The organism is Paraburkholderia phytofirmans (assembly GCF_046028095.1).
GTDB lineage: Bacteria > Pseudomonadota > Gammaproteobacteria > Burkholderiales > Burkholderiaceae > Paraburkholderia > Paraburkholderia phytofirmans_A.
The window spans coordinates 742,263-768,839 of sequence record NZ_JAQQDJ010000002.1 but is presented as its reverse complement, the minus strand read 5'-3'; the positions used below and the strand labels follow the sequence as shown (position 1 = coordinate 768,839).

Annotated in this window: 24 protein-coding genes; 9 read left to right on the top strand and 15 right to left on the bottom strand. The window is 63.1% G+C overall.

Annotated features, from left to right (window positions below):
- Window positions 1–11 precede the first annotated feature (11 nt).
- A complete protein-coding gene (locus tag PQR54_RS07940) occupies window positions 12–2,405 on the bottom strand; it encodes a phosphoketolase family protein (protein WP_408244831.1) in 2,394 nt (797 codons plus the stop codon).
- Window positions 2,406–2,805: 400 nt separating this feature from the next.
- Here PQR54_RS07940 and PQR54_RS07935 point away from each other — a divergent pair, with 400 nt between their 5' ends.
- A complete protein-coding gene (locus tag PQR54_RS07935; protein ID WP_408244830.1) occupies window positions 2,806–2,931 on the top strand; it encodes a hypothetical protein in 126 nt (41 codons plus the stop codon).
- Between the two features lie 124 nt (window positions 2,932–3,055).
- The gene (locus PQR54_RS07930; RefSeq protein WP_408244829.1) at window positions 3,056–3,592 is read left to right on the top strand and encodes an ankyrin repeat domain-containing protein; all 537 of its coding nucleotides are present in this window, start codon (window positions 3,056–3,058) and stop codon (window positions 3,590–3,592) included.
- An 81-nt stretch (window positions 3,593–3,673) separates the two neighbouring features.
- Here PQR54_RS07930 and PQR54_RS07925 read toward each other — a convergent pair whose 3' ends face one another.
- The 5 genes from PQR54_RS07925 to PQR54_RS07905 form a co-directional block, all read right to left on the bottom strand.
- Window positions 3,674–4,366, bottom strand: coding sequence for an HAD family hydrolase (locus PQR54_RS07925; RefSeq protein ID WP_408244828.1), 693 nt, complete (start codon window positions 4,364–4,366; stop codon window positions 3,674–3,676).
- A 15-nt stretch (window positions 4,367–4,381) separates the two neighbouring features.
- Window positions 4,382–5,419, bottom strand: coding sequence for a phosphogluconate dehydrogenase (NAD(+)-dependent, decarboxylating) (gene gnd, locus PQR54_RS07920; protein WP_494478641.1), 1,038 nt, complete (start codon window positions 5,417–5,419; stop codon window positions 4,382–4,384).
- A 401-nt stretch (window positions 5,420–5,820) separates the two neighbouring features.
- Window positions 5,821–7,149, bottom strand: coding sequence for a sugar efflux transporter (locus tag PQR54_RS07915; RefSeq protein WP_408244827.1), 1,329 nt, complete (start codon window positions 7,147–7,149; stop codon window positions 5,821–5,823).
- Window positions 7,150–7,322: 173 nt separating this feature from the next.
- Window positions 7,323–7,850: a hypothetical protein gene (locus PQR54_RS07910; protein ID WP_408244826.1), complete on the bottom strand. Its 528-nt coding sequence runs from the start codon at window positions 7,848–7,850 to the stop codon at window positions 7,323–7,325.
- Between the two features lie 132 nt (window positions 7,851–7,982).
- On the bottom strand, window positions 7,983–8,279 hold the full coding sequence (locus tag PQR54_RS07905) for a DUF2628 domain-containing protein (protein WP_012427147.1): 297 nt from the start codon (window positions 8,277–8,279) through the stop codon (window positions 7,983–7,985).
- Between the two features lie 264 nt (window positions 8,280–8,543).
- Here PQR54_RS07905 and PQR54_RS07900 point away from each other — a divergent pair, with 264 nt between their 5' ends.
- Both PQR54_RS07900 and PQR54_RS07895 read left to right on the top strand, forming a co-directional pair.
- A complete protein-coding gene (locus PQR54_RS07900; protein WP_408244825.1) occupies window positions 8,544–8,864 on the top strand; it encodes a thioredoxin family protein in 321 nt (106 codons plus the stop codon).
- Between the two features lie 57 nt (window positions 8,865–8,921).
- A complete protein-coding gene (locus PQR54_RS07895; RefSeq protein WP_408244824.1) occupies window positions 8,922–9,341 on the top strand; it encodes a secondary thiamine-phosphate synthase enzyme YjbQ in 420 nt (139 codons plus the stop codon).
- A gap of 16 nt (window positions 9,342–9,357) precedes the next feature.
- On the opposite strand, the gene PQR54_RS07890 is transcribed toward PQR54_RS07895, so the two are convergent.
- The 3 genes from PQR54_RS07890 to PQR54_RS07880 all read right to left on the bottom strand — a co-directional run bounded on the left by PQR54_RS07890 (window position 9,358) and on the right by PQR54_RS07880 (window position 13,109).
- Window positions 9,358–10,380, bottom strand: a complete 1,023-nt coding sequence (locus tag PQR54_RS07890) for an alpha/beta hydrolase (protein WP_408244823.1) — start codon at window positions 10,378–10,380, stop codon at window positions 9,358–9,360.
- A gap of 135 nt (window positions 10,381–10,515) precedes the next feature.
- Window positions 10,516–10,812, bottom strand: coding sequence for a hypothetical protein (locus PQR54_RS07885; RefSeq protein WP_408244822.1), 297 nt, complete (start codon window positions 10,810–10,812; stop codon window positions 10,516–10,518).
- A gap of 143 nt (window positions 10,813–10,955) precedes the next feature.
- On the bottom strand, window positions 10,956–13,109 hold the full coding sequence (locus tag PQR54_RS07880) for a hybrid sensor histidine kinase/response regulator family protein (protein WP_408245013.1): 2,154 nt from the start codon (window positions 13,107–13,109) through the stop codon (window positions 10,956–10,958).
- Window positions 13,110–13,422: 313 nt separating this feature from the next.
- On the opposite strand from PQR54_RS07880, the gene PQR54_RS07875 reads away from it, so the two are divergent.
- Complete coding sequence (locus PQR54_RS07875) at window positions 13,423–14,988, top strand: FAD-dependent oxidoreductase (protein ID WP_408244821.1); 1,566 nt, start codon at window positions 13,423–13,425, stop codon at window positions 14,986–14,988.
- A gap of 28 nt (window positions 14,989–15,016) precedes the next feature.
- Entirely contained in the window at window positions 15,017–15,199 is a 183-nt protein-coding gene (locus PQR54_RS07870) for a hypothetical protein (RefSeq protein WP_408244820.1), read from the top strand.
- Between the two features lie 127 nt (window positions 15,200–15,326).
- Here PQR54_RS07870 and PQR54_RS07865 read toward each other — a convergent pair whose 3' ends face one another.
- The 3 genes from PQR54_RS07865 to glgX all read right to left on the bottom strand — a co-directional run bounded on the left by PQR54_RS07865 (window position 15,327) and on the right by glgX (window position 20,046).
- Window positions 15,327–17,360, bottom strand: coding sequence for an AI-2E family transporter (locus PQR54_RS07865; protein WP_408244819.1), 2,034 nt, complete (start codon window positions 17,358–17,360; stop codon window positions 15,327–15,329).
- A 141-nt stretch (window positions 17,361–17,501) separates the two neighbouring features.
- Window positions 17,502–17,681, bottom strand: a complete 180-nt coding sequence (locus PQR54_RS07860; RefSeq protein ID WP_408244818.1) for a DUF2934 domain-containing protein — start codon at window positions 17,679–17,681, stop codon at window positions 17,502–17,504.
- A 148-nt stretch (window positions 17,682–17,829) separates the two neighbouring features.
- Window positions 17,830–20,046 (bottom strand): glycogen debranching protein GlgX, encoded by a 2,217-nt coding sequence (glgX, locus tag PQR54_RS07855; RefSeq protein ID WP_408244817.1) that lies wholly within the window; start codon window positions 20,044–20,046, stop codon window positions 17,830–17,832.
- A gap of 268 nt (window positions 20,047–20,314) precedes the next feature.
- Here glgX and PQR54_RS07850 point away from each other — a divergent pair, with 268 nt between their 5' ends.
- Window positions 20,315–20,719, top strand: coding sequence for a PRC-barrel domain-containing protein (locus PQR54_RS07850; RefSeq protein WP_408244816.1), 405 nt, complete (start codon window positions 20,315–20,317; stop codon window positions 20,717–20,719).
- 260 nt (window positions 20,720–20,979) lie between these two features.
- Here the strand turns inward: PQR54_RS07850 and PQR54_RS07845 are convergent, their stop codons facing one another.
- The 3 genes from PQR54_RS07845 to PQR54_RS07835 all read right to left on the bottom strand — a co-directional run bounded on the left by PQR54_RS07845 (window position 20,980) and on the right by PQR54_RS07835 (window position 24,486).
- Complete coding sequence (locus tag PQR54_RS07845; RefSeq protein WP_408245012.1) at window positions 20,980–21,438, bottom strand: response regulator; 459 nt, start codon at window positions 21,436–21,438, stop codon at window positions 20,980–20,982.
- A 223-nt stretch (window positions 21,439–21,661) separates the two neighbouring features.
- Window positions 21,662–23,338, bottom strand: coding sequence for an ATP-dependent DNA ligase (locus PQR54_RS07840; RefSeq protein WP_408244815.1), 1,677 nt, complete (start codon window positions 23,336–23,338; stop codon window positions 21,662–21,664).
- Window positions 23,335–24,486 carry a ligase-associated DNA damage response exonuclease gene (locus PQR54_RS07835; RefSeq protein ID WP_408244814.1) on the bottom strand — a complete coding sequence of 384 codons (1,152 nt, stop codon included), beginning with the start codon at window positions 24,484–24,486 and terminating at the stop codon, window positions 23,335–23,337. Before PQR54_RS07835 ends, PQR54_RS07840 begins: the two co-directional genes overlap by 4 nt.
- A gap of 236 nt (window positions 24,487–24,722) precedes the next feature.
- On the opposite strand from PQR54_RS07835, the gene PQR54_RS07830 reads away from it, so the two are divergent.
- Window positions 24,723–25,625, top strand: coding sequence for a YihY/virulence factor BrkB family protein (locus PQR54_RS07830; RefSeq protein WP_408244813.1), 903 nt, complete (start codon window positions 24,723–24,725; stop codon window positions 25,623–25,625).
- 135 nt (window positions 25,626–25,760) lie between these two features.
- Window positions 25,761–26,564, top strand: coding sequence for an alpha/beta fold hydrolase (locus PQR54_RS07825; RefSeq protein ID WP_408244812.1), 804 nt, complete (start codon window positions 25,761–25,763; stop codon window positions 26,562–26,564).
- Window positions 26,565–26,577 lie beyond the last annotated feature (13 nt).

Here is a 26,577-nt window from a genome sequence, read left to right as displayed (position 1 = left end):
CCATGCCTCGCTCAGCCTTTCCACGTCCAGTTGCGGATCTCTTCCTTATCGATGCCCTCGGCGTGCGCATAAGCCAGATGCTCGATGATCTGGCCGCGCAGCCATTCCTTCGCATGGTCGCCGACACCGCGCAGCTTCGGCACGCGATCGATCACGTCGATCGCCAGCGAAAAACGGTCGACCTGGTTGATGATCGCCAACTCCAGCGGTGTGTTGATGTTGCCCTTCTCGTGATAGCCGTGCACATGCAGGTTGTCGTGATTCGTGCGGTTATAGGTCAGCTTGTGAACCAGCGAAGCATACGAGTGGAAGTTGAAAATCACCGGCTTGTCAGCGGTAAACAACGAATCGAAATCGCGGTTGGACAAACCGTGCGGATGCGCATGCTCGGGCATCAGGCGAAACAGATCGACCACATTGACGAAACGGATCTTCAGATCGGCGAACTGCTCTTTCAGAATCTGCACCGCGGCGAGCGCCTCCATGGTCGCGATGTCGCCCGCGCAGGCCATCACCACGTCAGGCTCGACGCCTTGATCCGTCGACGCCCAATCCCAGATGCCGATGCCCTTGGTGCAATGCGTAACAGCCGCGTCCATATCGAGATACTGCAGATGCGGCTGCTTGTCGGCGACGATCACGTTGACGTAATCGCGCGAACGCAGGCAATGGTCGGCGACGCTCAGCAGGCAGTTCGCGTCCGGCGGCAGATAAATGCGCACCACGTCCGGGCTTTTATTCGTGACGACATCCAGAAAGCCGGGGTCCTGGTGCGTGAAGCCGTTGTGATCCTGACGCCACACGAGCGACGTGATCAGCAGGTTGATCGACGGCACCGGTTGACGCCAGCCGAGATCGCGTTTGGATTTCTCCAGCCACTTGGCGTGCTGGTTGAACATCGAATCGATCACGTGGACGAACGCTTCGTACGTGGCGAACAGGCCGTGGCGGCCGGTCAGCACGTAGCCTTCGAACCAGCCTTCGAGCGTGTGTTCGCTGAGCATTTCCATCACGCGGCCGTCTACCGCGAGTTCGCCGCCGTCCGCGTCGCTCGGCACGGTTTGCGCGAGCCAGGTTTTTTCCGACGCCTCATAGATCGCCGTCAGCTTGTTGCTCGAAGTCTCATCGGGACCGAACACGCGGAAGTTCGTCATGTTGTTGCGCATCACATCGCGCAGGAACTTGCCGAGCACCTCGGTCGGCGAAGTGTACGAGCCGCCTGGCTTTTTCACTGCCACCGCGTAATCGCGAAACGGCGGCATGGCGAGCGTCTTGCACAGCACACCGCCGTTCGCATGTGGATTGGCGCTGATGCGGCGCGCGCCTTCGGGCGCGAGTTCGCGCAGCTCTTTCACGAGGCGCCCTGCTTCGTCGAACAGCGTCTCGGGCTCGTAACTGCGCAGCCAGCTCTCGACCAGTTTCAGACTCTTGCCATTGGTCGCCGGATCGAGCACGGGCACCTGGTGCGCGCGCCACGAGCCTTCCACCTTGTGTCCGTCGACTTCCTTCGGACCGGTCCAGCCTTTGGGCGAACGCAGTACGATCATCGGCCAGCGCGGCCGCGACGCGTCGTTGTTCTCACGCGCATGCTGCTGGATCGCGCGGATTTCGCCGATGCACTGCTCCAAAGTCGCGGCCATCTGCTGATGCATGACGGCGGGATCGTCGCCTTCGACGAAATACGGCTTGTGGCCGTAACCGGTCAGCAAGGCCTCGAGTTCTTCACGGGGAATGCGCGCGAGAATGGTCGGATTGGCGATCTTGTAGCCGTTCAGATGCAGCACCGGCAACACCGCGCCGTCGCGGATCGGATTGAGGAACTTGTTCGAGTGCCACGAAGTAGCGAGCGGACCGGTCTCCGCTTCGCCATCGCCGATCATCACCGCGACGATCAGATCGGGATTGTCGAACGCGGCGCCGTAGCCATGTGAGAGGCTGTAGCCGAGTTCGCCGCCTTCGTGAATCGAGCCCGGCGTCTCCGGCGTGCAATGCGAACCGATGCCGCCGGGAAACGAGAACTGCCGGAAGAAGCGCTGCATGCCGGCTACGTCCTGGCTGCGGTCCGGATAGATTTCCGAGTAGTGGCCTTCCAGATAACAGTTGGCCAGCGTGGCCGGTGCGCCATGACCTGGACCGGCTACGTAGATCACATTCAGATCGAGCTTTTTGATCAGCCGGTTCAGGTGCACGAGCAGGAAACTCTGCCCCGGGTCCGAACCCCAGTGGCCCAGCAGGCGGTTCTTGATGTGTTCGGGCTTCAGCGGTTCGCGCAGCAGCGGATTGTCGCGCAGATAGATCATGCCGGCCGAGAGGTAGTTGCAGGCCCGCCAGTAGCGATCCATGTTGCGCAGCGTGTCGGCGTCTAGAGTTTGCGGCGGCGTGGGTTGGGAGGTTGCTTCAGCCATGGTGTCACTCCTTGAAAAGGACTGTCAGGCAGGTTGGCGAATGCGGCAATGGTGGTTCGCGAGGCGGCCGGCGTGAAAGCAATCAGCAACGCCGGTCATGCTGTCACGCGAACGACACTAGAAAAGCGTACGGGTAGCGTCCCGTGTTGGCGGCGGGCGTGAGCGCCCTTGTCCGATGAGCCTCAGTGTGACAGGAAGCGCGCCGCATGGTTCGACGCAATCGCCCAAAGCTTGATCCAACTACGACTTCGCGACAGCCGCAACCGTCGGCCTCACACCGCATGCGCTAGACTTTAAGCGCATATTAAGTGAATGCCTTTAAGCTCCTGATGCTGCATGCGCAACGGCGGACCGCATCTGGCGCCCCCCCCTTGCTCGCCTCTTACCCTAACGCTCAATCATGCCGACACCCAGCCGCCTCAAAGCGCCGTTGATCCTCGTTCTGACCTTCGTGATCCTGTTCGGGGGCGTCGCCATCCTGATCGGCGTGTTCGGCTTGCTGGTCAAACTGTTCGGCCACGCCTGAGTGCCGCTGCGTGGGCGTCGCCGGCGCAAAATGTGTATCCTGAGCAATCTTCCCGGCGCCTTCACACAGGTTCTCCTGCCTTCCCGAGTCCTGGGGCGTCCGGCTTCATTGCAAGGAGTTTCCATTGACGGACCACGCTGATACTTCCCCGCCCTCCGGCCAGCCGATCGATCCGGAGTTGCTCGAACTGGCGCATCAGGTTTTCGACCTTGCGCGCAGCGGCGATGCCGCCATGCTTGCGGCAGTGATCGAAAAAGGCGTGCCGCCGAATCTGCGCAACGACAAAGGCGACAGCCTTGTCATGCTCGCCAGCTACCACGGTCACGCGGATGCCGTGCGAACGCTGCTCGAACGCGGCGCCGATCCGAATCTGCGTAACGACAACGGCCAGACGCCGATTGCGGGCGCGGCCTTCAAGGGCTTCGACAAGGTGATCGAAACCTTGCTCGCGCATGGCGCGGATGTGGAAGGCGCGTCGCCGGACGGGCGCACCGCGTTGATGATTGCGGCAATGTTCAATCGCACGGCGATCATGGAGTTGCTGATTGCGCATGGCGCCAACCCGAAGGCTCGCGACGCGAACGGCGTGACGGCAATGGATGCGGCCGGCCGCATGGGCGCCGGCGATGCACAAGCGCGCCTGAAGGAGCTCGGTTCATAAAACGAACCGTCATTGGCACGCGGCGCTCTCGCATCTCCCTATGCGTGACAGCACATGGAGATGCGCAAGCGCCGCGAACTGCTAGCCTTTCTCCGCCAATAAAGACTCCACGTCGATCTCCGCCAACTCGCCGATCCGCTCCACCGTCACGTCCGCCGGTGGATTGCTGGCGAGCTCTTTCGGATCGAACGCATAATGCCCCTGGCGGGGAAACACCGTCGTCAGTTTTGCGCCCCACGCCTTTTTCATCGCCGTCAGAATGCGCAGCTTGTCGTCGACCATCACATAGTGGCGCGCGGGATAGCACTCCATCACCTGATCGAGCATCAACTCTTTGTGGATGTAGATCAGCACCCGCCCTTCGACCTCGTCCCATAGCCCCGAGCGGGCGATCTTGCGCGGCTGGAATACCACGTCGCCGTCGGAGAGGATCACCGTGGGGCCGCGCTTGCCCACATGATTGAGCGCATCCAGCGCGCCCGGATACAAGCGGTTCGCAAACGGATACTCGATCAGGAACGACGACATCAACAGCAGCCGCGTGTCCCGTGGACGCTCCGAGCGATACCGCTGCAAGGCGCCCAGGTAATCGGCATAGCCGAGCTCGGCGCGCAGGTTCTCGAAGATTTCCCAGTACCGCGCGCTGTTCTCCGCGCCGAACTCGCGCATCATGTGCGCGCGCAGATCCGCGAGCACATGGTCGTTGTCCAGCAGGGTGTTGTCGCAATCGAACAGAAATACGACGTCGTGCGGCGTAGAGGTAGTGGCTGGCATCGCGGCTCCCTGGAATCAGCTTTTCGGCTTATCGGCCGGCGTGGCCGCTTTCTCGGCGTGGCCACCGAAATCAGCGCGCATGGCCGAAAGCACCCGGTTCGCGAAATCCGCCTCGCCGCGCGAGCTGAAACGCGCAAACAGCGCCGCGCTCAGCACCGGCGTAGGCACACCCTCGTCGATGGCGGCCGCCACGGTCCAGCGCCCCTCGCCCGAATCCGATACGCGTCCTGCGTAGTTCTTCAGATCGACGTCGCTGACGAGCGACCCGGCGATCAGATCGAGCAGCCAGGAACTGATCACGCTGCCGCGCCGCCAGACCTCGGTGACGTCGGCGAGATTCAGATCGTATTGATACAACTCGGGACGGCGCAGCGGCGAGGTTTCGGCGTCGGCCTCGCGCGCGTGCTTGCCGGCGTCGGCGTGATGCAGAATATTCAGGCCCTCGGCATACGCGGCCATCATGCCGTACTCGATGCCGTTGTGGACCATCTTGACGAAGTGCCCCGCACCCTGCGGCCCGCAATGCAGGAAGCCCTGCTCCGCGGTGCTCGATCCGGCGGACCGGCCCGGTGTAGTGGGCTCCGAGCCGGCGCCGGGCGCGAGCGTCGCGAAGATCGGTTCGAGCCGCTTCACGATTTCCGGCTCGCCGCCGATCATCAGGCAGTAGCCGCGCTCGCGGCCCGCCACGCCGCCGCTCGTGCCGACGTCCACATAGTGAAGCTTGCGCTCGGCCAGTTCGGTGCCGCGGCGGATGTCGTCGTGGTAATAGGAGTTGCCGCCGTCGATCACGATGTCGCCCGGCTCCAGCAAGGGCACGAGTTTCTCCAGCGTCATGTCGACCACGGCGGCCGGCACCATCAGCCACACGGCGCGCGGCTTGTCGAGCTGCGCGACGAGGTCTTCCAGCGACGCCGCGCCCGCCACGCCGTCCTGTTTCAGTTTCTCGACCGCCGCCGGCTGCACGTCGTAGGCGATGCACTGCTGACCGCCCTTCGTCAGGCGCCGCACCATGTCGGCGCCCATGCGTCCCAATCCAATCATGCCTAGCTGCATATCTCGCTCCGGAAAGTGCCTCGTTGCGCTGCTGGATGTGCTTCGACGATTTGCTTCGTTCTACTGCGGCTCTGCTGCGTTTTCGCTGAGCGCTTCAGTCGCGGCGCCAGGTTTCGCGCGTGGCTAAGCTCACTGTAGTGGTATTTTTTCGCGTGCGCCGGACACACGGTAGCAGCCCTGAAGCGCTCTTGCAGCGAAGCGGGCAGCCGCCGTATGCATCGAAAGACGATACGCCCTTTTGCAGAGGTTTTGCGCGGCGTAAAGTTCCTGGCGGTTGCGGTTGCGGTTGCGGTTGCGGTTGCGGTTGCGGTTGCGCTGGATTGCCAGGCGAGGCGCGCGCACAGGCTTCGATTCGGCTGACCGCCTTCTTACAGTTCGTTATGTGAATGCAGCCGGTGCGCCTAGCGCTGCCGTTGTCTGGCCTGGAGCTTGCCGTATTGCGAACGCGCAAAACGCTTCACGGCTTCCCACATCAACGGATAACGATAGCCCGGCACGGCGAACAGCACCAGCGCGCACAGCGCCAGCAGGCCGCAGAACAGAAACGTGCCGCGATAGCTGAACGCCTGCACCAGCAAACCCGACAGCACGCCCGAGAGAATCGAGCCGACGCGCGCCGCGTTGAAGAACAGCGCGGTGGCGCGGCCCGGCGCGTGCGGCATCAGGTCCTGCACATAGGTCATGCCGAGGCACGAAGTCACGGCGACCACGAAGGCGTTGAGCATCTGCATCGGGATCAGCACATGGACGCCGCCCGCCAGCGACATGCCGACGAAATACACCGCGTGCACCGCGGCGCAGGCGGCGAGCCAGTTGGGCTTGTGCAGCGCCGACGACTTCGCGCCGAGCGCGAGCATCATCGGAATCTCCATCAAGGCGCCGAGGCCGAGCATGATCGATACATCCAGATGCGTGCCGTTCAGCCCGTGCACGATATAGAGCGGCAGCACGATCATGGTCGCGTTCGCGGCGAGGCCGAGCAGCGTGAGCGCGGCGACCGCGCGGCCGATGTCGTTGGCCGAGGCGACGCCCGGCAGATTCTCGTGCGCCTCTTCGCCGGGCGTGGTCAGCGGCGGCACGGTGATCGAGGCCGACGGCTCCGACGCGGTGTCTTCCACCGTGTGATCGCCGAGATGGCCTTGCGGCTCGCGCATGCGCCAGACGATCGTCGCGCACGCGCCGAAACTGGCCGCGGCGAACAGGAAGAGCCCGTAAAAGCTGCTGGCGGCGAGCACCAGCGCGCCCACCGACGGCCCGAACACCCACGCCGCCGACAGAATGGTCCGCAAAGTCGCGCTGGCGAACACCCGCTCCGCCGGGTCCGCGACCGGCAAGGCCGCGCGGCTGAACGAGAACACCATCGAAATGGCCGAACCGCCCGCGCCGATAAAGACAATGCCGACCACCAGCAGCAGCCGGTAATCACGCACGACGCACAAACACAGATAGCCGAGCGCCGCGGCGATCAGCGCGGCCAGCAGCAAGGGCCGGTGCCGTCCGCTCGCGTCGCTCCAGCGGCCCGCGAAGGTGCTGGCGAGCACCCCGCTCGCCGCGATCAGCGTCATGAACACGCCGAGCCTGAACGGCGTCATGCCCGCGCGTTCGACGCCGAACAGGGAGAGATAGGGAGCGGTGAACGACATCGCCACGCCGAGCATGAGCGTCGCGGCGGCGAGCGGCTTGAAGCCGGGAATGCGCAGTAGATCGAAAAAACGTGAGGTCTTTAACACGAGGGGCGGTGGGTCAGGGAAAGCGAGCCTGCGACGCGCGATGCACGCCGCACACTTCGTGGCCGGAACGACCGGGGCATTATCGGCTTAGCTCGCGGGCGCGTAAACCCGCGCCACCGCATCCCAAAATTAAAGGCCACAAGGTCGCCGCAAGGCTGACGGCGTGGAGCACGCTACTTGCCTTCCGTTGCGCGCATTTGCTGCGCTTGCGCCTTGTAGTCGTAGGTCGGATAAAACTCGGTGCGATAGCCGCCCCATGCGGTTGTTTCGATCGCCCGGTTGACTTCGCGCAGACGGCTCGCGGGCACGCGCAGCGTGACCACCTGGCCGATGCCCATCATCACGTACCACGACACCACTTCGATGCCGGGCGGCGGAAAGGTCTTGAAGAAACCTTGTGCGCGCAACTGGTCGTTGATCTTCGGCAGCGGCTTGGACTCGTCGTGACGCAGGAAGATGGTGAGCAGGAAGGTGTCGTCGGGTGCCGACGCCGCGGGTGCTGCCGGTGCGGACGTCGCCGCTGCGGTGGCGCTCGACGCGCCGGGTGCGCCGCTCATGCCGGCGCCTGGCGCTGCATTCGGGTCGGCGCCATATGCAAGCGGCGCAATGCCGAGCGACACGGCCAGCGCCGCGCCGGTCAGGTTGCGGCGCAGCAGGCTGGACAACAAGGTGCAACGGCGTGGAGCAACTGCATTGGGCATGGGTGCCTCCATGACGCGGTTTGGGAATCTGTTTGACGGCGCTCGCTTCGATCTCTTTGTTTGGTTTCGGTGCCTGCACGTGCGGCGTGGAACAAGCAATATCCACTCCCGCGCGACGCTCCCGACCGCGGCTTACAGCACGACATAACCGCGTTTCTCCAACGTCCAGCGATGCCACTGATTGCCATACATCCCGCAAGCGATACCGAACAGCACCGACAGCACGAGTCCGATCAGGTCGGCAGTTTCGCCCCATAGACCCGAGCAGAAAAGCAGCAGGTTGATCGCCAGCATGACGAAAGCGGCAAACCACATCTTCTTCGACAACGCCCACACGAAACCCAACAGGCAAGCGCCCCAGCTGAAGCCGGTGGCCACCGCGACCGTTTCGTCCTTGCCGGGATACCGCAGATAAATCTTTTCGCCCATTTCTTTTCTTTCCGTCCTCGATGATTCGCCGCGCGACGGCGACACCCGGACGAATGTTTAACACGCCATGCCGGCAAGAATATGAGTTTGCGTGAAATCACACCGCCGCGCACTAAGCCGCCCCGTACCGCACCGCGCATTCGGGCGAAGCCACGTTCACTGACGATGCCGCGCATAGCTGCTACTCTTGGCAAATCCATCCGCAGGGGACGCCACGACGGCGCAAACTCCTGCCTGCACAGGTTAAACCGCTCCGGAGCACGCATGGCAACCCAGACAGCCTATTCTTCCAAAGCCCCCTCACGAGCCCAACTCGACGCCCTGCCGGGCGCCACTCTCGTCGAATTCGGCACGGACTGGTGCGGCTACTGCCAGGGCGCGCAGGCGTCGATTGCCCAGGCCCTCGAACCGCACGACGGCCTCAGGCATCTGAAGATCGAAGACGGCCCGGGCCGGCCGCTCGGCCGCTCGTTCAAGGTCAAACTGTGGCCCACGCTGATCCTGATGCGCGACGGCGCGGAAGTCGCGCGCGTGGTCCGCCCGGCCAGCGCCGCGGCAGTGGCGGACGTTCTGACGTCGCTCTGAGCTCTAGCGGCGGATGCCGCGTCTCGTGCGCCGCGCCATGTCCACCCGCCAACTATCATGCGACAAGCCATCCACCATCTGAGCGTCAAGGCTCGCAGCCGCGGCCTCGTCGAATTCACCGACGAAGCGCGCCGCTTCGTCGCCGCGCAGACCATCGACATCGGCCTGCTGACGCTGTTTTGCCGCCATACGTCCGCTTCATTGCTGATTCAGGAGAATGCCGACCCTTCGGTGCAGCGCGATCTTGAACGCTACTTCGCGAGCCTCGCGCCCGAAGACGCCGAGCGCTACGAACACGACGCCGAAGGCCCGGATGACATGCCGGCCCATTTGCGCACCGCGCTCACGCAAGTGCAATTGTCGGTGCCGGTCGAACACGGGCAGATGGTGCTCGGCACATGGCAAGGCTTGTATCTGTTCGAGCATCGCCGTCATACGCAGCAGCGGGACATCGTGCTGCATCTGATCGGCGAATGACGGCCGGCTCACCGCCTCACAGCGGCGCCCCACCGAACGCCTGGCGCTGCGCGAGCGACACGAAGGCCTGCGCGTCGCGCGCCGCCTGCACCACCGCTGCCATGCCGAAGAACTCGTGCGTCGCGCCCCGATAATTGCGATGCTCGACCGGCACGCCCGCGCTGTGCAGTTTCTGCGCGAGCTTCTCGCCATCCGAGCGCAGCGGATCGATGCCGGCCGTCACGATCACGGCCGGCGGCAAGCGTGACAGATCCGCGCTCACCACGTCGATCAATGGACTGGTGAGATCGCTCTCGCTGTTGATCACGTTATGCATGAACCACAGCATCATCGGCTTGTTCAGGGGTTTGGCGTTGCGGTTCTCTTCATAAGAGATCGACACGATGTTGTTGCTCGCCACCGGATAGATGAGCGCCTGATGCATCGGCATGCGGATGCCGGTATTGCGTGCGCGGATCGATACGTTGATCGCCAGATTGGCGCCGGCGCTCTCGCCCATGATCGCGATCCTGTCCGGGTTGCCGCCGAGGCTCGTCGCATTGCCGATCAGCCAGCCCCATGCGGCGAACGCGTCGTCATGGGCGGCCGGCAAGCGGTGTTCGGGCGCCTGCCGGTAGTGCGCGGACACCACGATGGCCCGGCTCTGCGCGGCCATCGAGCGCGGCGTGGCGTCGTAGGTATCGAGATCGGCGATCACCCAGCCGCCGCCGTGAAAATACAGAATCAGCGGGAACGGCCCCTCGCCTTGCGGCGTGTAGACGCGCGCCGCAATGCTGCCGGCCGCGCCCGGAATCATGATGTCCTGGGTGCGCACCGCTTCCAGTTCCAGCGCGGGCCGCGCGCTGAATGCCGGGTCCTGCATGAGTTTTTTGACGGCGTCGGCGGGCGTGGGCTGCTGCCTCGCCTCCTCCACCGTGCAATCTTCGATGGGCTTCGGGTTGAGACTCTTGAGCGCGTCGAGCACCGCTTTCATGTCGGGATCGGCATGTCCCGTTGGATCCATGCCGACCATGCCTTTGATCGTATCGCCGAGTGTCATGTCCATGCTCCTGCGGAAAATGAGGGGCACGGATTCATCGGAGGCTTTCAGGACCGGCGCTCGACAACCGTGCATGCGGTCAATTTCAGCAAGCGCTATACCTGTGAATGGCATGCAACGCCGGCTACGGCTGCATCACTGCCCCTTCGTATCGCTGCTCGCGTCCGCGCCCGGCATATTGGTCGAGTCGGTTGCCGGCTTCGTTTTCGACGACTTCATGTGATGCTTTTTGGTCGACTTCGAATGCGCCATCGCGCCGGATGCCTGCATGTCGCCGCCTTCACGCGTCGCGCCGGCATTGGTGCCCGCGTTCGGGTCGTTGCCGGCCGGACCGCCGCCACCGCCACCGCTGCCTTGCGCCATCGCCATCGACGAAGCGGCGAGCAAGGCCGAGATGAGAATTGCGCTGCGAGTCTTGGTTCTGAAGTTCATGACTTTCTCCTGTCCGAAAAGAAGTGGGTTGCGCCGGCCGGTGCGGCCAAATACGCATACCTCGTCTTTCTCTCAGCAAGGGGTGTGCCGCAAATCATGGAGCACTTCGAACATCCCGGGCCGCGCGCTGCGAATGGCGAACCTTACGGTTCACACGCCACGAGTGCGTGCAGTTCGTCGATGTTGAATGGCTTGGCGAGTATCGCCACGCCCAGGCGGCGCGCGCGTTCCAGTTCGTCCGCGTAGCCGGTCATCAACGCGATCTTCTGCGACGGCCACGCGCTGCGCACCTTCTCCGCGAGGTCGATGCCGTTGAGCTTGCCCGGCATCTGGATGTCGGACAGCACCAGTTCGAAGCGTGCGCCGCCCGTGAGGACGTCGAGCGCCTGGTCGGCGGTCGGCTCGTGGCGCACCTCGCAGCCGAAGGTCTCCAGCACCGCCGCCACGCCTGCCGCGACTTCTTCGTTGTCTTCCACCAGCAGCACGACCCCGCTCGGCGCCGGCACCGGCGCTGGCACTGTTTCGGCTTGCACGACCGCTGTCTTCCGGCGGTCGCGATAGCGCGGCAAATACAACCTCACCGTCGTGCCGCTGCCCGGCACGCTGTCGATCTTCGCCGTGCCGCCCGCCTGTTCGCACATGGACAGCACCTGTGCAAGGCCGAGGCCGGTGCCCGAGCCACGCAGCTTGGTCGTGAACAGCGGCTCGAAGGCGCGCCGCGCGACGGCCTCGGGCATGCCCTCGCCGTCGTCGGTACAGGCGATCAGCACGTATTCGCCGTCGGGCAGCAAGGTGTCGCTGCCGACCAGCCGGTTGTTCTGGCAACGAATCACGAAGCGGCCGCCGCGCGGCATCGCGTCGCGCGCGTTGACGGCCAGATTCATGATCGCGAATTCGAGGTCGGTCGGATCGGCCAGCACCTGCCAGACGTTCTCGACCATGTTCAAGGCGAGCTCCACGTTGTCGCCGAGCGCGGCGTCGATCAGTGGCGCGGCGGCGGGCAGCCACGTGGCGAGATCGAGCGGCTGCTGTTTGAGCGGCTGCTTGCGCGCCACGCTCAGCAGGCGCCGCGTGAGCGATTCAGCGCTGGCGGTGGCGCGCTCCACCGCGAGCACTTCTTTCTCGACGTTGTTGAAACGCTTGAGCCGCGCGAGCTCCGTGTTGGCGGAAACGACCATCAGCAGATTGTTGAAATCGTGCGCGACGTTGGCGACGAGGTTGCCGAGCGCGCCCATGCGCTGCAGTTGCCGGCTCGAGGCTTCGGCGGAAAGACGCATCGCCACTTCGCCCTGCCAGCGTTCCCACGCGAGGCGCTCGCCTTCCAGTTGACGCAGCGAGTAAAACACCAGCAGCCAGATGGCGATGCAGGGTACGGCCGTGAGCGCCGCGATCATGAGGAAGTGCTGCCGCCATGCTTCGCCGATCGACGCAGTGGCGTAGGCGCTCATCACATAGAGCGGATAGTCGCCGACGCGGCGAAACGCCAGCAGACGCTCCACGCCGTCCACCGTCGAATTCAGACGGACGTGGCCGGACAGTTGTCGGTCGCGCAACGCCTGCGTGAATTTGCTTCGCGGACTGGGGTTAGCGCCCGCCGGCCACGGCGGATAACGCACCAGCAAGCTGCCGTCCTGGCGATACAGGCCCAGCGCCAGCGAAGGATCGCCGTTGGTCAGCTCACGATAGAAGCGCGAAAAGTACTCGTTGCGCAACGCCACCGAGACCACGCCGAGGAACTCGCCGTTGGCGCCCGAGCGGCCGGTCGCGGTGGTGAACACATTGGTCTGCGAGAGCGGGCCGAACATGGGCAGCGAAAAATACGGCTGTGGGCGCAACGCTTTCGCGCTGGTGAAGTCCTCGCGCTGCGCGATCGACAGGGCGGGCGCGGGAAACGTGCGGCTCGACACCAGCAGATCGCCTTGCGCGCCAAGCAGATAAATCGACGAGACCTGCGGAAAGTCGCCGCCGATTCCGTGCAGACGGTCGTGCAGCATCGCTTCGCGCGCGCGGATCTGCGCGTCGTCGTCATTGCCGAGCAGTTCGACGATGCGCGAGGACATCTGCTGGTTCAGATCCATCACCTTGACGGCCTGTTCCTCGGCGACGCGCGCGAGCCGGTCGATCACGTCGTTCGAATCGGCGATCCGGCGCTGGTAGTCGAAGTAGCCGTAGCCCGCAAGGCAGATCAGAGGAAACACAATCGACACGGCGAGGACGATCAGCAGCATGCGCCGCGTCGCCGCGAAATTGCGCGACGGCATGGGGAAATCGACTGCTGCACGTTCCGCACGTTGCACGGTCACGATCTCCATAAAGGTCAACACAGGTCAGGAACGCATGGCATGGCGGGCTCGCCGCATGTTCGTGCGCTATTTCCTTTTCCCGGAATTTACCGCACTTCAGCGGTTCTCCATAGTGCGCCAGGCGAGGAAACCGCGCTTATGCCGGTGCGCACATGTGGGCACATGGATTGCTGAACTATTGGGGTTCTGCGACCTGAAAGCTTGCTGCATTGCGGCGTGCTCGGGCGCGCTGCGCTGCTTGCGTTGTTTTGCGCTGTGCTTTCTCACCGCTCTGCTTTCTCACTCCACCGACCGCGAGGAACCGTCCATGCTTACGACTGCCCGATGCGTCGCTCAGCTCTCGCAATTGCGAACCGACCGCGCTGAACGTGTCGTGGTGAACGACGAAAAGATTCTGCTGGTGCGCGATGGCGATACCGTGCACGCCTATTCCGCCGATTGCCCGCACGCGGGTGCGCCGCTCGAAGAAGGCGCGCTCTGCCACGGCCGGATCATCTGTCCGTGGCACAAAGGGACGTTCGACGTGGCCACCGGCAACGTGCTCGAACCGCCCGCGCTGGTCGGGCTCGATCGCTATCCGGTGGTGGTGACGGGCGACGACGTGATGGTCACGCCGGAAAAAATCCCACAGCCGGCGCGCAACGCCAAGGCCAAAGAACCGCATTACGTAGTGATCGGCGCGGGCGCGGCAGGCGCCGCCGCCTGCGCGGCCCTTCGCGAGTCTGACTTTGGCGGCCGCATCACGCTCGTCGGCAGTGAACCGCATGCGCCCTACGACCGCACTTCGCTGAGCAAATTCGTCCCATCCGGTGAAATGGCGCCCGCCGATGTACCGCCGCTTCTCGCGCCGGACTGGCTCGAGCAGCATGACGTCGAACGCATCGTCCAGAAGGTTGCGCGGCTCGATGTGCCCGGCCGCACGATTCATTTCGAAAGCGGCGACGCGCTGACTTACGACACTGCCTTGCTTGCGACCGGCAGTGTGCCGAAGCTTCCCCACATTCCCGGTGTGGAACTCGGCGGCGTACATGTGCTGCGCAGTCTCGACGATGCCGCCGCGCTCGTCGACGCCGTCGGCGACGATGCCAGCGAGACCCAGGTCGTCATTCTCGGCAGCAGCTTCATCGGACTCGAAACGGCTGCCGCGCTGCGCAAACGCGGCACGCCAGTCACCGTCATTTCGCCGGAGAAAGTGCCGTTCGCCAAGCAGTTCGGCGAGCGCGCGGGCGCGATGTTCCGCGCGCTTCATGAGCGCAATGGCGTGGTGTTCCATCTGGAAGCGAAGGTCGCATCGCTCGAAGGCGAAGAAGGCAACGTGCATCAGGTGATGCTCGAAAACGGTGAGCATGTCGCCGCCGACATCGTGCTGTTAGGCACCGGAGTTACGCCGGCCACCGGCTTCGTCGAAGGCCTGCCGTTGCAGAAAGACGGCGGCGTGCTCGTCAACGCGGGCATGCAGGCCGCGTGCGGTCTCTACGCGGCGGGCGATATCGCCGTCTTTCCGCTGCATGAAGATCAGGAACCGGTGCGTATCGAACATTGGCGCGTCGCCCAGCAGCATGCGCGCATTGCCGCGCAAAACATGTGCGGCGCGCGTTATCGCTATGTCGGCGTGCCGTATTTCTGGACCTATCACTTCGGCAAGAACTTCGAATATCTTGGCCATGCAGGCGAGTGGGACGAGATCGTGACAGACGGCGAGCTCGATCGCCAGCAATTCCTCTCGCTGTATTTGAAGGACGACAAGGTGGTCGCCGTGCTCGCCTGCGAACGCGAAGCGCAGACCGCGCGGCTGATCGATGCAATGAGAAACGGTGTGTCGCGCGCGGACGCGCTGGCAATCGTCGGCGGCGCTTCGTGCGTCACGAAATGAACAACCGGTAACCTGAAGGAGAAACACGATGACAGAACACAAGGAAAAGCACCCGCACTCGGACAAGAGCGAAAAGCAGATCGACAAGGAAGTCGAAGACAGCTTTCCTGCGAGCGATCCGCCTTCCACCGGCGGCACCACGAAGATCGTCCCCGACAACGACGCCGCTTCGAAGGACAAGTCGTCTGCAAAGAAGCCGGCTGCGCATTAGACCTCGATGAGCCGCGTCAAGCGGAGATGAACCGCCTTGCCGCTTTGCCGGCGGGCGGTTTTTCAATGATGTAACGCACCGTGCAGACGTGCTGTAACAGAACAACTTTCAATGGAATCGTGGCGACTTAACCATTGACCACGATGGGTAGTTCTTCCTCGGTCCGGCTTTTCGCCGCGTCGACACGCCGGCAAGCCGCGAGAATCTCCTGCAGCGTGCTCGCATAACACTCCGCCCCCATTGCGCTTTGCAGATCCGCGCTCCACTTGTCCGTATCCTCCGCCGCCCACAAACCGACCACGATCGACACGTTCGGCAAACGTGCGCGAATGCGTCTGACCAGATAGCGCAAATGCGACGGAATGCCGTCGATCTGCAAGTAGAGAATACAGACGATGCCGACATCGTCCGCGTCGAGCTGATCGATCGACGCGCGCGATGCGGCCTCATGCGGCAACGCACGCGACGTGAACCCGTGCTTGCCCAGTAGTTGCAACAGGATAGTGGTCGCTAATGCGTCGAGCGGGCCGCGTCCGGGAATGCACAGCACGCGGCTCGTCGCGTCGAGCGGCGACTGGTTCGCGGCACGTGCTTCTCCCGAATTGCCTGGCGCAACGGGCCGTGGATTCGCTGCTTCAGGTTGTGCAACATCGGACGCGTCGGAAGCTGAAGGCGCCAACGGCCCTGCCGCACTCCAGTTTTCGTCCGCGGCAGAGGTAGGCGGCTCGCGGTCGTCATAACCGTCGAGACCGTCCACGAGGTCGTTGGTCGTCGCCTCGATGCGCGCAAGCTGCGTCGCCGTGACGCTGCCGCGCACGACGTCGTTGGCCGCGAGCTGCAGGCCCTTGATCGCGACCTCGTCGTAGTACGACGACAAGGAGCGCTCGCGCAGCAGGAGTTCCGCTTGCTCGATCGCTTCGTCCGGGTCGCCCGCCAACGCACGCTGATAAAAGTTTTCCACGGGCGTGAGCGCAGGCTGGTCGCCCAGCAGCACGTCGAGAAACTCGAGGCGCCGCACATGCCTGCCGAGCACGAGCAGGCAAAGCGTCAACGGCGTGGACAGAATCAAGCCTATCGGCCCCCAGATCCAGCTCCAGAAAATCGCGGCCACCACGACCGAGAACGGCGAGAGCCCCGTGCTGCGTCCATACAGCAGCGGCTCGACGATCTGCCCCACCAGTACTTCCACGCTGACGAATAGCGCCAGCGACCAGATCGCCATCGCCCAGCCTGGACTCACGGCGGCGGCGAGCGCAGTGGCCAGCGTCGCTGAGATCCATATGCCGACGTAAGGCACGAGCCGCAGCAGCGCCGCGAGAATGCCCCACAGAATCGGACTCGGCACACCGATCAGGAACAGGCCCGTGCCGATGATCACGCCGACGCCCGCGTTCAGGCCAAGTTGCGAAACGAAGTAACGGCTCAAACGCCGCGCGGCTTCGTCCATCACCGTGGTCGTGCGGTGCAGGTCGCGCGAGCCGAACAGACGGATGGCGCGGTCGCGCAGATCGTCGCGTTGCAACAGGATCACCACCATCACGACGAAAACGATAAACGCCGTTTCGAGCGGACTGATCGCCGGCGACAGCACACGTCTCGCGAGTTCGAACGGCGTGGGCACCGGCTCGCGCACTTCGACGGGCACGGCAGCGGGCTCGCTAGCTGTGGAATGCGCATTGCCGCGAGACGCCGGGCCATGCTGCGGCACAGGTTGCGGCGGCTCGACCGTCGCGCGTTGCAGCGCCTGGCCTGCCGCACTCGCAAACCGGTTCAGTTTGCCGATGGTCAGGCTGTGCGCCGTCTCCATCTTCTGCTCGATGGTCGCCTGATAGCGTGGCATGCCGGCCGCGAGATCGGTCAGTTGCGTGGCGATCACCGCCCCGAGCATCCCGATCACCGATATCGAAATCACCACGGCGGCGAACACCGACGCCACGTGCCCGAGCCGCAAACGCATCAACGCATTGGCGAGCGGCGCGACGAGAAAGCTGAGCAGGATCGCGAGCGTAATCGGGATCAGCACGGCGCTCGCGAAGTAAAGGCAAGCAACCACCGTCACGCCCACCGCGAGTGAGATCAGGCTGTCGAGGCTGAAGGCCGTGGCGGGCGCTCGAATATGAGTGGCCGGCCTCACGCCGCGCGGTTCGGGGATGTCCTTCATTTGCGCAAATCTGTCCGGTTGTGTTCGGTTCCCGTTCCTGTCAGGCGAGACGTGCGAGGGGAGTTGCGCACGTCGACTGTAGCGACGTGCCATCGTGCCTCGCACTCTCTTTCAACCTCATCTCCCGTCGCGATAGCGCACTTACTTCGAAGGCTCACCGGAATCCGGCCCACTTTCCATCGGTGGCGCTTCTTTCTCTATCTCGGCGCGTGCCTGATCCCAATACTCGTCGGGCGTACCCTTGGGATCGTCAGCCTGCTCCCACAGGTAATAAGCGCGCATGCGAATCTGTTCCTCTTGAGAGGTTTGTTCCTGTCCCATTTGATCACCTCGGTTGAACCTGGCGTGGGCCGATATTGGCTGCACTGCGCGCAGGCCGCTGCAAAAACAGCGGCTTGCGTGCAGTTCCCTGCAATCGAGCAAGCGCTATACCCGGCAGCGCGAGCTCGACTGCTTACGCCCGGGTTCGTCAGGCTCCGGCGGAGGGTTCGCTTTCGTCAGTGGTGAGCTGCTCTTCGAGGCGGTCGAATACACGCTGCGTCGCGCGGTTCGGTGCGTCGAGGGCGAACAGCAGGAGTGAGCGTCCCGTCACCTGATACGCGTCGCCGGCGCCGAACAGCGGCAATTCGGAACGCACCGGCATGTTGGTGTCGAGCAGGCAGGTCCAGCGATCGCCTTCGGGAACGTCCGGCAGCGTGAAGTTGACGACATCGTGATGCGCATTCAACACAAGCAGCAAGGTCGCGTCCGAGGCCGGCCGGCGAATGCCGCTCGCCTGCGCGCGGCCGTCGATCACGAGGCCGAAGCAGCGCATGGAAGGATCATCCCACTGCTCTTGCGAGAGATCCGTGCCGTCCGGCGAGAGCCAACGCGCGTCGGTCACGTCCAGCTCCTCGTTGTATTCGCCGATGATAAAGCGGCCACGCCGCAACACCGGCAGACGGTGGCGCAGCGTGGTCAGATTCTTGACGAACTCAATGAGCGCGCGGCCGTCGTCGTCGATGGCTTCCCAATCCACCCAACTGATCTCGTTGTCCTGGCAATAGGCGTTGTTGTTACCCTTCTGCGTGCGGCCGAATTCGTCGCCCGCGAGAATCATCGGTGTGCCTTGCGAGAGCAGCAACGTGGCCAGCAGATTGCGTTTCTGACGCTCGCGCTGTTGACGAATGTCCGGGTCGTCGGTCGGACCTTCCACACCCATGTTCCAGGACTTGTTGTCCGAGTGGCCGTCCTTGTTGTCCTCGCCGTTGGCTTCGTTGTGTTTGTCGTTGTATGAAACCAGATCGTTGAGCGTGAAGCCGTCGTGCGCGGCGATGAAATTCACGCTGGCCCACGGGCGGCGCCCGCGGCGATTGAACCTGTCGCCCGAACCGGTGAGGCGCTTGGCGAGATCGGCGACCTTGCCTTCATCGCCCTTCCAGTATTCGCGCACGGTGTCGCGAAAGCGGTCGTTCCACTCGGCCCAGCCGGGCGGAAAGCCGCCGACCTGATAGCCGCCTGGCCCGCAGTCCCACGGCTCGGCAACCAGCCGCACGCTCGAGAGCACCGGGTCCTGCCGGCAACTGTCGAGGAAACCGCCGCCCTCGTCGAAGCCGTGCAGTTCACGGCCGAGAATCGTGGCGAGATCGAAACGGAAACCGTCCACCTTCATTTCCGTCACCCAGTAGCGCAGGCTGTCGGTCACCATCTGCAGCACGCGCGGATGCGACAGGTTCAGCGTGTTGCCAGTGCCGGTATCGTTGATGTAATAGCGCGGCTCGTCGGGCATCAGGCGATAGTACGACGCGTTGTCGATGCCCTTGAACGAGATCGTCGGGCCGCGCTCGTTGCCTTCCGCGGTGTGGTTGTAGACCACGTCGAGAATGACTTCGAGATTGCTGTTGTGAAAGCGGTCAACCATCTCCTTGAACTCGCCCACCGAGTCGATCGACGACGCGAAAAAACGTGGATCGGCCGCGAAGAAACCGATGGTGTTGTAGCCCCAGTAGTTGGTGAGGCCCTTATCGAGCAGATAACTGTCGTTCACGAAGGTCTGGACCGGCATGAGTTCGACCGACGTCACGCCGAGGTTCTTGATGTAGTCGAGCACGACCTGTTGCCCGAGTCCGGCGAACGTGCCGCGCAGGTTTTCCGGTACTTCTGGATGCCGTTTGGTAAATCCGCGCACATGGGCTTCATAAAAAATCACGCGCTCCCATGGCAGTGCATTGCGCTCGGGATGACTCCACGAAAAATTGGCGTCGACCACCTTGCACTTGGGCACGAAGGGTGCGCTGTCGCGCTCGTCGAAAGACAGGTCGCCCTCTTCGGAATCGAGCGTATAGCCGAAGATTTCCGGCGCCCATTTGAGCTCGCCGATATGCGCCTTCGCATACGGATCGAGCAGCAGCTTGTTCGGATTGAAGCGATGGCCCTTCTCGGGTTCATAAGGTCCATGCACGCGATAGCCGTATACCGCGCCCGGTTTGAGGTTCGGCACGAACACGTGCCAAACTTCGTCTGTATATTCCGGCAGTTCGATGCGTTCGATTTCGTTTTCGCCCGTCTCATCGAAAAGACACAGTTCGACCTTGGTGGCGTGCGCCGAGAACAGCGCGAAGTTGACACCGCTTCCGTTCCATGTCGCGCCGAGCGGAAAAGGGGTGCCTTCCGCGATGCGCGTCGAGTAGTTGGCCTGGAATGACATAGTGGTTCCTGTGGAAGCAAGAGAGCGCTGGCGCGCGTGTTTTAGTTTAAGGGTGGATCAGTCTATGCAGGAGTCTCCGTCCGCATGGAATGCGCGTTCGGAGCTTTAAACGGCAATCCCGCTGATCTAGCAAATTCCGGACCTGGGAGAACTGGCCAGAGTATTTGCGTGCCGCGGCACAACTCTTGCAGCCGGCATGGTGAAGGCTGACTCAGTGAAGCGGCGCGGCATAAGAAGCGCTGCACATGTCATCAGGGAGAAAATCATCATGCAACGAATACAGCTCAAGCCGCTGGCCGCCACCGCCCTGCTCCTCGCCACGCTGGCCTCTTATGGCCATGCGTACGCTCAGGGCGCGCCTCAGGCGATTACCGAAAAGCGTACGGACGTGGTGCAACTCGCAAGCGGCTACCGCGCGTCGAAGTTGAGTGGCGCCGATGTCTATAACAAGACCAAGGATACGATCGGCACATTGGACGATCTGATCGTCTCGCCGAGCGGCGATCGCAGCACTTACGCGATCCTGTCGGTAGGGGGATTCCTCGGCATGGGCAAACATCTGGTTGCTGTGCCGTTCAACGATCTGCAGATCAATAACCGCCGTGTGGTGCTGCCCGAAGCCACCAAAAAATCGCTCGAGGCGCTACCAGAATTCAAGTACGCGCCGGACTGATCGAGGGTCCTGATTCCATTGACCAGCTGCAAGGGACTAGCCTTGCAGACTGGTTTATCGCGCTGGCGTCCGCAATATGATCGGCAAATCTGTTCGGCACGACGATATATTCAATTTACCTAAATAATCTGCGTGCCGTTTAGCGCTCGATTCAGCAAAACAGTAATTGAAGTCATGCCCTCAACACTGTGCGTCTGCTTCAGTCTGCCGCGAATTCCACTATTGCTGCATGGAGAATTTCTTTCAAACCGCCCGCACCTTTACGACGGGCCGGCCGCGTGCAGCGCCGCCGCCGATTCGAGCACCCGCAACAGACGCTCGGGCGTCAGCGGTTTCGCACAGTGCGCATCGAAACCAGCGGCTTTCGCACGTACCCGGTCGTCGCGTGAGGCAAACGCTGTACACGCCACCAGCAACATATGCGAAGTCGAAGGATGGGCGCGCAGGCGCCGGGCCAGTTCAAGGCCATCCAGGCCCGGCATCTTGATGTCCAGCACCACCGCGAATGGCTGCCATTCACGCGCCATCTCGCAGACGGCAAATGGATCCTCGAGCGCGCGGCACTCGAAGCCGTCGGCAACCAGCAACATTTGCAGTGCTTCTGCCGCTTCCCGGTAGTCGTCCACCACGAGGACACGCCGGTGCGATGCCATCGCGTACTGGATAGGCCGCCACACCACGACGTCTTCGTTATCGTCCATCCGGTCGTCGAACGTCACCATTCTCTCCTTGGCTTTTTGCGCGTGCCACTCGCGGGCACTTCGGAACCTGCGCGCAAGATTCGCTCCTGTCACGCGGACAAAACTCATCGTTCGCCAGACGATGGCCTTCCGGTTGCGTGCGCGTTCGCAGCGTACGCCCTCACCTCATCACCTTAGCTCAGGCAATAAAATGCCGCTGGCTAAAAACCCTGCACCTTTTTAGGGATTTGTACTCAGCGGGTTATCCCGCACGATCGTCGATGAAGCCCTTTAGCATTGCCAGCGTATCGGCGTCGTCGATGTGTTTATCGGTCCGCCAGCGCAGCATGCGTGGAAAACGCACCGCCACGCCCGACTTATGACGGGGACTCGCCTGAATGCCTTCGAAGCCGATTTCGAAGACCAGTGTGGGTGTGACGCTGCGCACGGGGCCGAACTTTTCGATCGTGGTCTTGCGCACGATCGCGTCCACCTGACGCATTTCTTCGTCGGTTAGACCGGAATAAGCCTTCGCGAAGGGCACCAATGTGCGTACGCCATTCGCTTCGTCCCACACCGCGAAGGTGAAATCCGTATAGAGACTCGCACGGCGGCCGTGGCCGCGTTGTGCGTAGAGCAGCACCGCATCGACAGCATACGGATCGATCTTCCATTTCCACCATGTGCCGGAGGCTTTCGTGCGGCCCACGCCGTACATCGATTCGCGTTGCTTGACCATGAGCCCTTCCACGCCACGCGCACGGCTCTCGTCACGTAACGCAGCAAGCGCCTGCCAGTCCGCTGCATGAACTTGTGGCGATACGCGCAGCAGATCTTGCGCGAGTGTGCCTTCGATTGAAACGGCCAGCGCTTCCAGTTGCGCGCGCCGCTCGATGAGCGGCGTCATGCGCAGGTCCTGGCCGTGCGCTTCGAGCAGATCGTAGGCAAGCAGCGTGGCCGGCGAATCGGCGAGGATTTTTTTAGTCAGCGTTTTGCGGGCAATGCGCGGTTGCAGGCGCGCGAACGGTAATGGCGCCATGTCGCCGGGTTCCCACGCGAGAATCTCTCCGTCGACCACGAAACCATCCGGCAAGGCTTCGCCCAACGCCGCCACTTCGGGAAATCGATCCGTGATCAGATCCTCGCCGCGTGACCATAACCAGACACGCCCACCACGTTTGACGAGTTGCGCGCGAATGCCGTCCCACTTCCATTCGATCTGCCATTGCGATGGATCGCCGAGCGTTGCCGGATCGGCTTGCAATGGATGCGCGAGAAAGAATGGATACGGCAGGCCGAGGTCGCTCTCATGCGGATGGTCGCCGGTTTGCGTTTCGTCGCCTGTCGCTTCCGGTGCGATCAAACGCAGATAGCGCGGGGCATCGGGTTTTTGTTGCGAGTCGGTCCAACCGACCATGCGTTGCGCGATCCGTTTATGATCGACGCCCGCGACTTCCGCCAGCGCCCTCACCACCAGTTGCCGCGCAACGCCCACCCGAAACCCGCCGCCGATCAGTTTGGTCAGCAGGAAACGCCCGCCCCAGTCGAGTTCGTCCCAGTAGCTGAGCAAACGCGTACGCAGCTCTTCCGGCGCCACGCCACGCAAAGTGAGCACGCGTTGCTCGATCCATTGCGTGAGACCCAGTTCCGAACTGCGTTGCGCGGGCGGCAGGATATGGGCGATGGTTTCGGCCAGATCGCCCACTGCGTGATAAGACTCCTCGAATAACCACGCGGGCAGGCCGGCACGCTCGCGGGCGATCTCGGTCAGTAGACGCGTCGGCACCGATTGGCGCGGTTTGCCGCCGGCGAGAAAATACGACGCCCACGCTGCGTCTTCCGGTTCGGCCACGGCGAAGTAGCTGGTAAGCGCTTCGAGTTTGTCGTGCGTGGACGTGGTCGCGTCGAGCGCGGTGTAGAGGGCCGCGAAGCGTTTCATGCGCGGCTCGACGGGTTGGCCGCGTTGGCCGTGTCATCCGTGGACGCATCGCGCCCGGCGGCCTGATCGAACTCGAGCGGCACGCTGCCAGTCGCGGCGGTTTCATCCGCACCCGCGGCATCGGCCTCGACCGTATCGTCGCCATATTGCGTTTCAAACGCGCCCGCCTCGAGGCCTTGCTCGCGCAACCAGCGCACCATCGGCTCGACCGAACCGTGCGTGACGATCACGCGTTGGGCGCCCGTCGCCTGAATGGCGGTTTGCAGGCTCGGCCAATCGGCGTGATCCGACAGTACGAAGCCACGGTCGACACCGCGCCTGCGGCGCGCGCCACGCAGACGCATCCAGCCCGACGCGAACGCATCGCTATAGTCGCCGAAGCGCTTGAGCCATGCGCTGCCCTGTGCGGACGGCGGCGCCACGATCAATGCCTGGCGGAACGCCGCCTTGTCCTTGACCGGTATCTCGCTGACAGGCCGCACCGGCGGCAAATGCACGCCGGCGTCCCGATACGCGCGATTGAGCGGCTCCACGGCGCCGTGACAGAAAATCGGCCCAATGCCGGCATCGACACTCGCGAGCACGCGCTGCGCCTTACCGAACGAATAGCAGAACAGCACGGACGCGCGTCCTTCGGCCGCGTTATGTCGCCACCACGAATCGACGCCATCGAATACGGATTGCGGCGCGTCCCACCGATAGATCGGCAGGCCGAAGGTCGACTCGGTTATGAAGGTGTCGCAGCGCACCGGCTCGAAGGCATCGCAGGTCGGGTCGGGGTCGAGCTTGTAGTCGCCCGAGGCGACCCACACGCGACCACGATGTTCGATCCGCACTTGCGCCGAGCCGAGCACGTGCCCTGCGGGATGCAGCGACACGGTCGTGCCGTTGATATCGATGCGCTCGCCATACGGCAGGGTTTGCAGTGATATGCCGGGCAAACGCGACAGCAGTACGTCCGCCCCTGCTTGCGACGCGAGGTAGTGCCGATGCCCGAAGCGCGCGTGGTCGGAATGTGCATGCGTGATCACCGCCCGTTCGACGGGACGCCACGGATCGATATAGAAGTCGCCAGGCGGACAATACAAACCCTCCGGCCGTGCCACCACGAGGTCCGCGAGATCTGCTTCGTCAGAGGCTATAGTCAATGGTGGTTCCGATGAAAAGCGCGCGTATTGCAGCAGGTCGATGCAACCTCGATACAGCCGCCAAGCAAACTGCATTCCTGGCATGTGCTGGCGACCCGGCATGCCAAAGAGAAACAGCAAGAGAGACGGCAATGTCGGCGTGGCTGCATTCTTGCTTGAGTATGCATGAGCAACAAGGCAAGCGCATCGGCAAAGCCAGCAGTCCGGCAGGCCAGCCACGCGCGCTGTGAGGTCCCATGCAAACCATCATCGACGACCACGCGTTATATGTGGCGAAACATCCCGGTGCATTCGCGCTGCAAACCTTGAAGGCGTTTCGCGCCAACCAGGGCTTGCTGCTTGCGGGCGCGGTCGCGTATTACGCGCTGTTGTCGATCGTACCGCTCATGATCCTGATCGTGATCGCCCTGTCGCGCTTCGTGCCGCAGCATGTATTGCTCGCGGCGCTCGCGCATCTGTTGCAATGGCTGGTGCCGGGCCAGTCGAACGCGCTGGTGCGCGAGCTGGCCAATTTTCTCTCGCATCGCGCGGTGATCGGCTGGGTCTTGCTGCTGACGATGATCTTCTTCAGTTCGCTGGCCTTCACCGTGCTCGAGAACGCGATGTCGCTGATTTTCGTCCACCGTGTGGTGGTCCGGCGGCGGCACTTCCTGCTCTCGGCGTTGCTGCCGTATTGCTACATTCTCTGTCTCGGCGTCGGCATCCTGATCGTCACCTTCGTGTCGAGCGGGCTTGAAGCGATCGGCGCCGAAGGCATCGATCTGTTCGGCCTGCATGTTTCGTTGCAGGGACTCTCGCGCATCGTGTTGTATCTGCTCGGCCTCGCGGGCGAGGTCTTCGTGCTGACCTCGATCTATATGGTGATGCCGGTCGGTCGCCCTTCGCTCAAACACGCGCTATTCGGCGGCGTGGTCGCCGCCGTGCTGTGGGAGATCACGCGGCACGTACTGGTCTGGTACTTCGCTACGCTCTCGCAGGTCAGCGTGGTGTATGGGTCGCTAACCATGGCCATCGTCATCCTGTTCAGCCTGGAATGGCTTGCGACCTTGCTGCTGCTCGGGGCTCAGGTGATTTCCCAATACGAACGCTTCGGGCTCGAGCCGCTTCAGGCGCCACAGCCTGACATCAAGACCGGTTGAGAGCTCGCCGCGATGCGCGTTATGGCTCGGCAACGAGGTCTCGCGGCAAGACTGCTGTAACATTCCGTTGAATACCGGCCGAGGCGCACGCCTGGCATAACCGCCGCTTCGACCCGGCAGGCTTCAGGATCCAAAATGAGCATTACCCAGCGCAACAACATACATATTTCCGGCAACGGCAAGCGGACCATGGTCCTGGCGCACGGCTTCGGCTGCGATCAAAGCATGTGGCGCTTACTCGCACCGTCGTTTCATGACGATTACCGGACCGTGGTCTTCGATCACGTCGGCAGCGGCTCGTCGGATCTGAGCGCCTACGACATCGACAAGTACGACTCGCTGTATGGCTACGCCAGCGACCTGATCGAGATCATCCGTGAAGTTGCCGAGGGCCCGGTGGTGTTCGTCGGCCACTCGGTCAGCGCGATGATCGGCCTGATCGCGAGCCTCAAGGCGCCGGAGCTTTTCTCCGCTCTGATCATGGTTGGCCCGTCGCCCTGTTACGTGAACGACGGCGACTACGTCGGCGGCTTCTCGCGCGAAGACATCGAAGATCTGCTGCGCACGCTGGAAAGCAACTACCTCGGCTGGTCGAGCACCATGGCGCCGGCCATCATGGGCGCGCCGGAGCAGCCGGAACTCGGCGTCGAACTGACCAACAGTTTCTGCCGCACCGATCCCGAGATCGCGCGGCAATTCGCGCGCGTCACGTTCCTCTCCGACCATCGCGCGATACTCTCGCGCACCACCACGCCCACGCTGATTCTGCAATGCAGCGACGACATCATCGCGCCTTGCGTGGTCGGCGAATACCTGCACCGCATGATCCCCGGCAGCACGCTGCATATCATCGAGAACGTCGGCCATTGTCCGCATCTGAGCTCACCGAGCGCGAGCGCGGACGCGATGAACGCCTTTCTCGGGCCGATGAGCCTGTAGCACGATGCACAGC

Excerpts from the sequence above, each read along its gene's own strand:
- PQR54_RS07940 (WP_408244831.1), bottom strand. The coding sequence starts at position 2,405 with ATGGCTGAAGCAACCTCCCAACCCACGCCGCCGCAAACTCTAGACGCC.
- PQR54_RS07935 (WP_408244830.1), top strand. The coding sequence starts at position 2,806 with ATGCCGACACCCAGCCGCCTCAAAGCGCCGTTGATCCTCGTTCTGACC.
- PQR54_RS07925 (WP_408244828.1), bottom strand. The coding sequence starts at position 4,366 with ATGCCAGCCACTACCTCTACGCCGCACGACGTCGTATTTCTGTTCGAT.
- gnd (WP_494478641.1), bottom strand. The coding sequence starts at position 5,419 with ATGCAGCTAGGCATGATTGGATTGGGACGCATGGGCGCCGACATGGTG.
- PQR54_RS07910 (WP_408244826.1), bottom strand. The coding sequence starts at position 7,850 with ATGCCCAATGCAGTTGCTCCACGCCGTTGCACCTTGTTGTCCAGCCTG.
- PQR54_RS07905 (WP_012427147.1), bottom strand. The coding sequence starts at position 8,279 with ATGGGCGAAAAGATTTATCTGCGGTATCCCGGCAAGGACGAAACGGTC.
- PQR54_RS07900 (WP_408244825.1), top strand. The coding sequence starts at position 8,544 with ATGGCAACCCAGACAGCCTATTCTTCCAAAGCCCCCTCACGAGCCCAA.
- PQR54_RS07895 (WP_408244824.1), top strand. The coding sequence starts at position 8,922 with ATGCGACAAGCCATCCACCATCTGAGCGTCAAGGCTCGCAGCCGCGGC.
- PQR54_RS07890 (WP_408244823.1), bottom strand. The coding sequence starts at position 10,380 with ATGACACTCGGCGATACGATCAAAGGCATGGTCGGCATGGATCCAACG.
- PQR54_RS07885 (WP_408244822.1), bottom strand. The coding sequence starts at position 10,812 with ATGAACTTCAGAACCAAGACTCGCAGCGCAATTCTCATCTCGGCCTTG.
- PQR54_RS07875 (WP_408244821.1), top strand. The coding sequence starts at position 13,423 with ATGCTTACGACTGCCCGATGCGTCGCTCAGCTCTCGCAATTGCGAACC.
- PQR54_RS07870 (WP_408244820.1), top strand. The coding sequence starts at position 15,017 with ATGACAGAACACAAGGAAAAGCACCCGCACTCGGACAAGAGCGAAAAG.
- PQR54_RS07865 (WP_408244819.1), bottom strand. The coding sequence starts at position 17,360 with ATGAAGGACATCCCCGAACCGCGCGGCGTGAGGCCGGCCACTCATATT.
- PQR54_RS07860 (WP_408244818.1), bottom strand. The coding sequence starts at position 17,681 with ATGGGACAGGAACAAACCTCTCAAGAGGAACAGATTCGCATGCGCGCT.
- glgX (WP_408244817.1), bottom strand. The coding sequence starts at position 20,046 with ATGTCATTCCAGGCCAACTACTCGACGCGCATCGCGGAAGGCACCCCT.
- PQR54_RS07850 (WP_408244816.1), top strand. The coding sequence starts at position 20,315 with ATGCAACGAATACAGCTCAAGCCGCTGGCCGCCACCGCCCTGCTCCTC.
- PQR54_RS07840 (WP_408244815.1), bottom strand. The coding sequence starts at position 23,338 with ATGAAACGCTTCGCGGCCCTCTACACCGCGCTCGACGCGACCACGTCC.
- PQR54_RS07830 (WP_408244813.1), top strand. The coding sequence starts at position 24,723 with ATGCAAACCATCATCGACGACCACGCGTTATATGTGGCGAAACATCCC.
- PQR54_RS07825 (WP_408244812.1), top strand. The coding sequence starts at position 25,761 with ATGAGCATTACCCAGCGCAACAACATACATATTTCCGGCAACGGCAAG.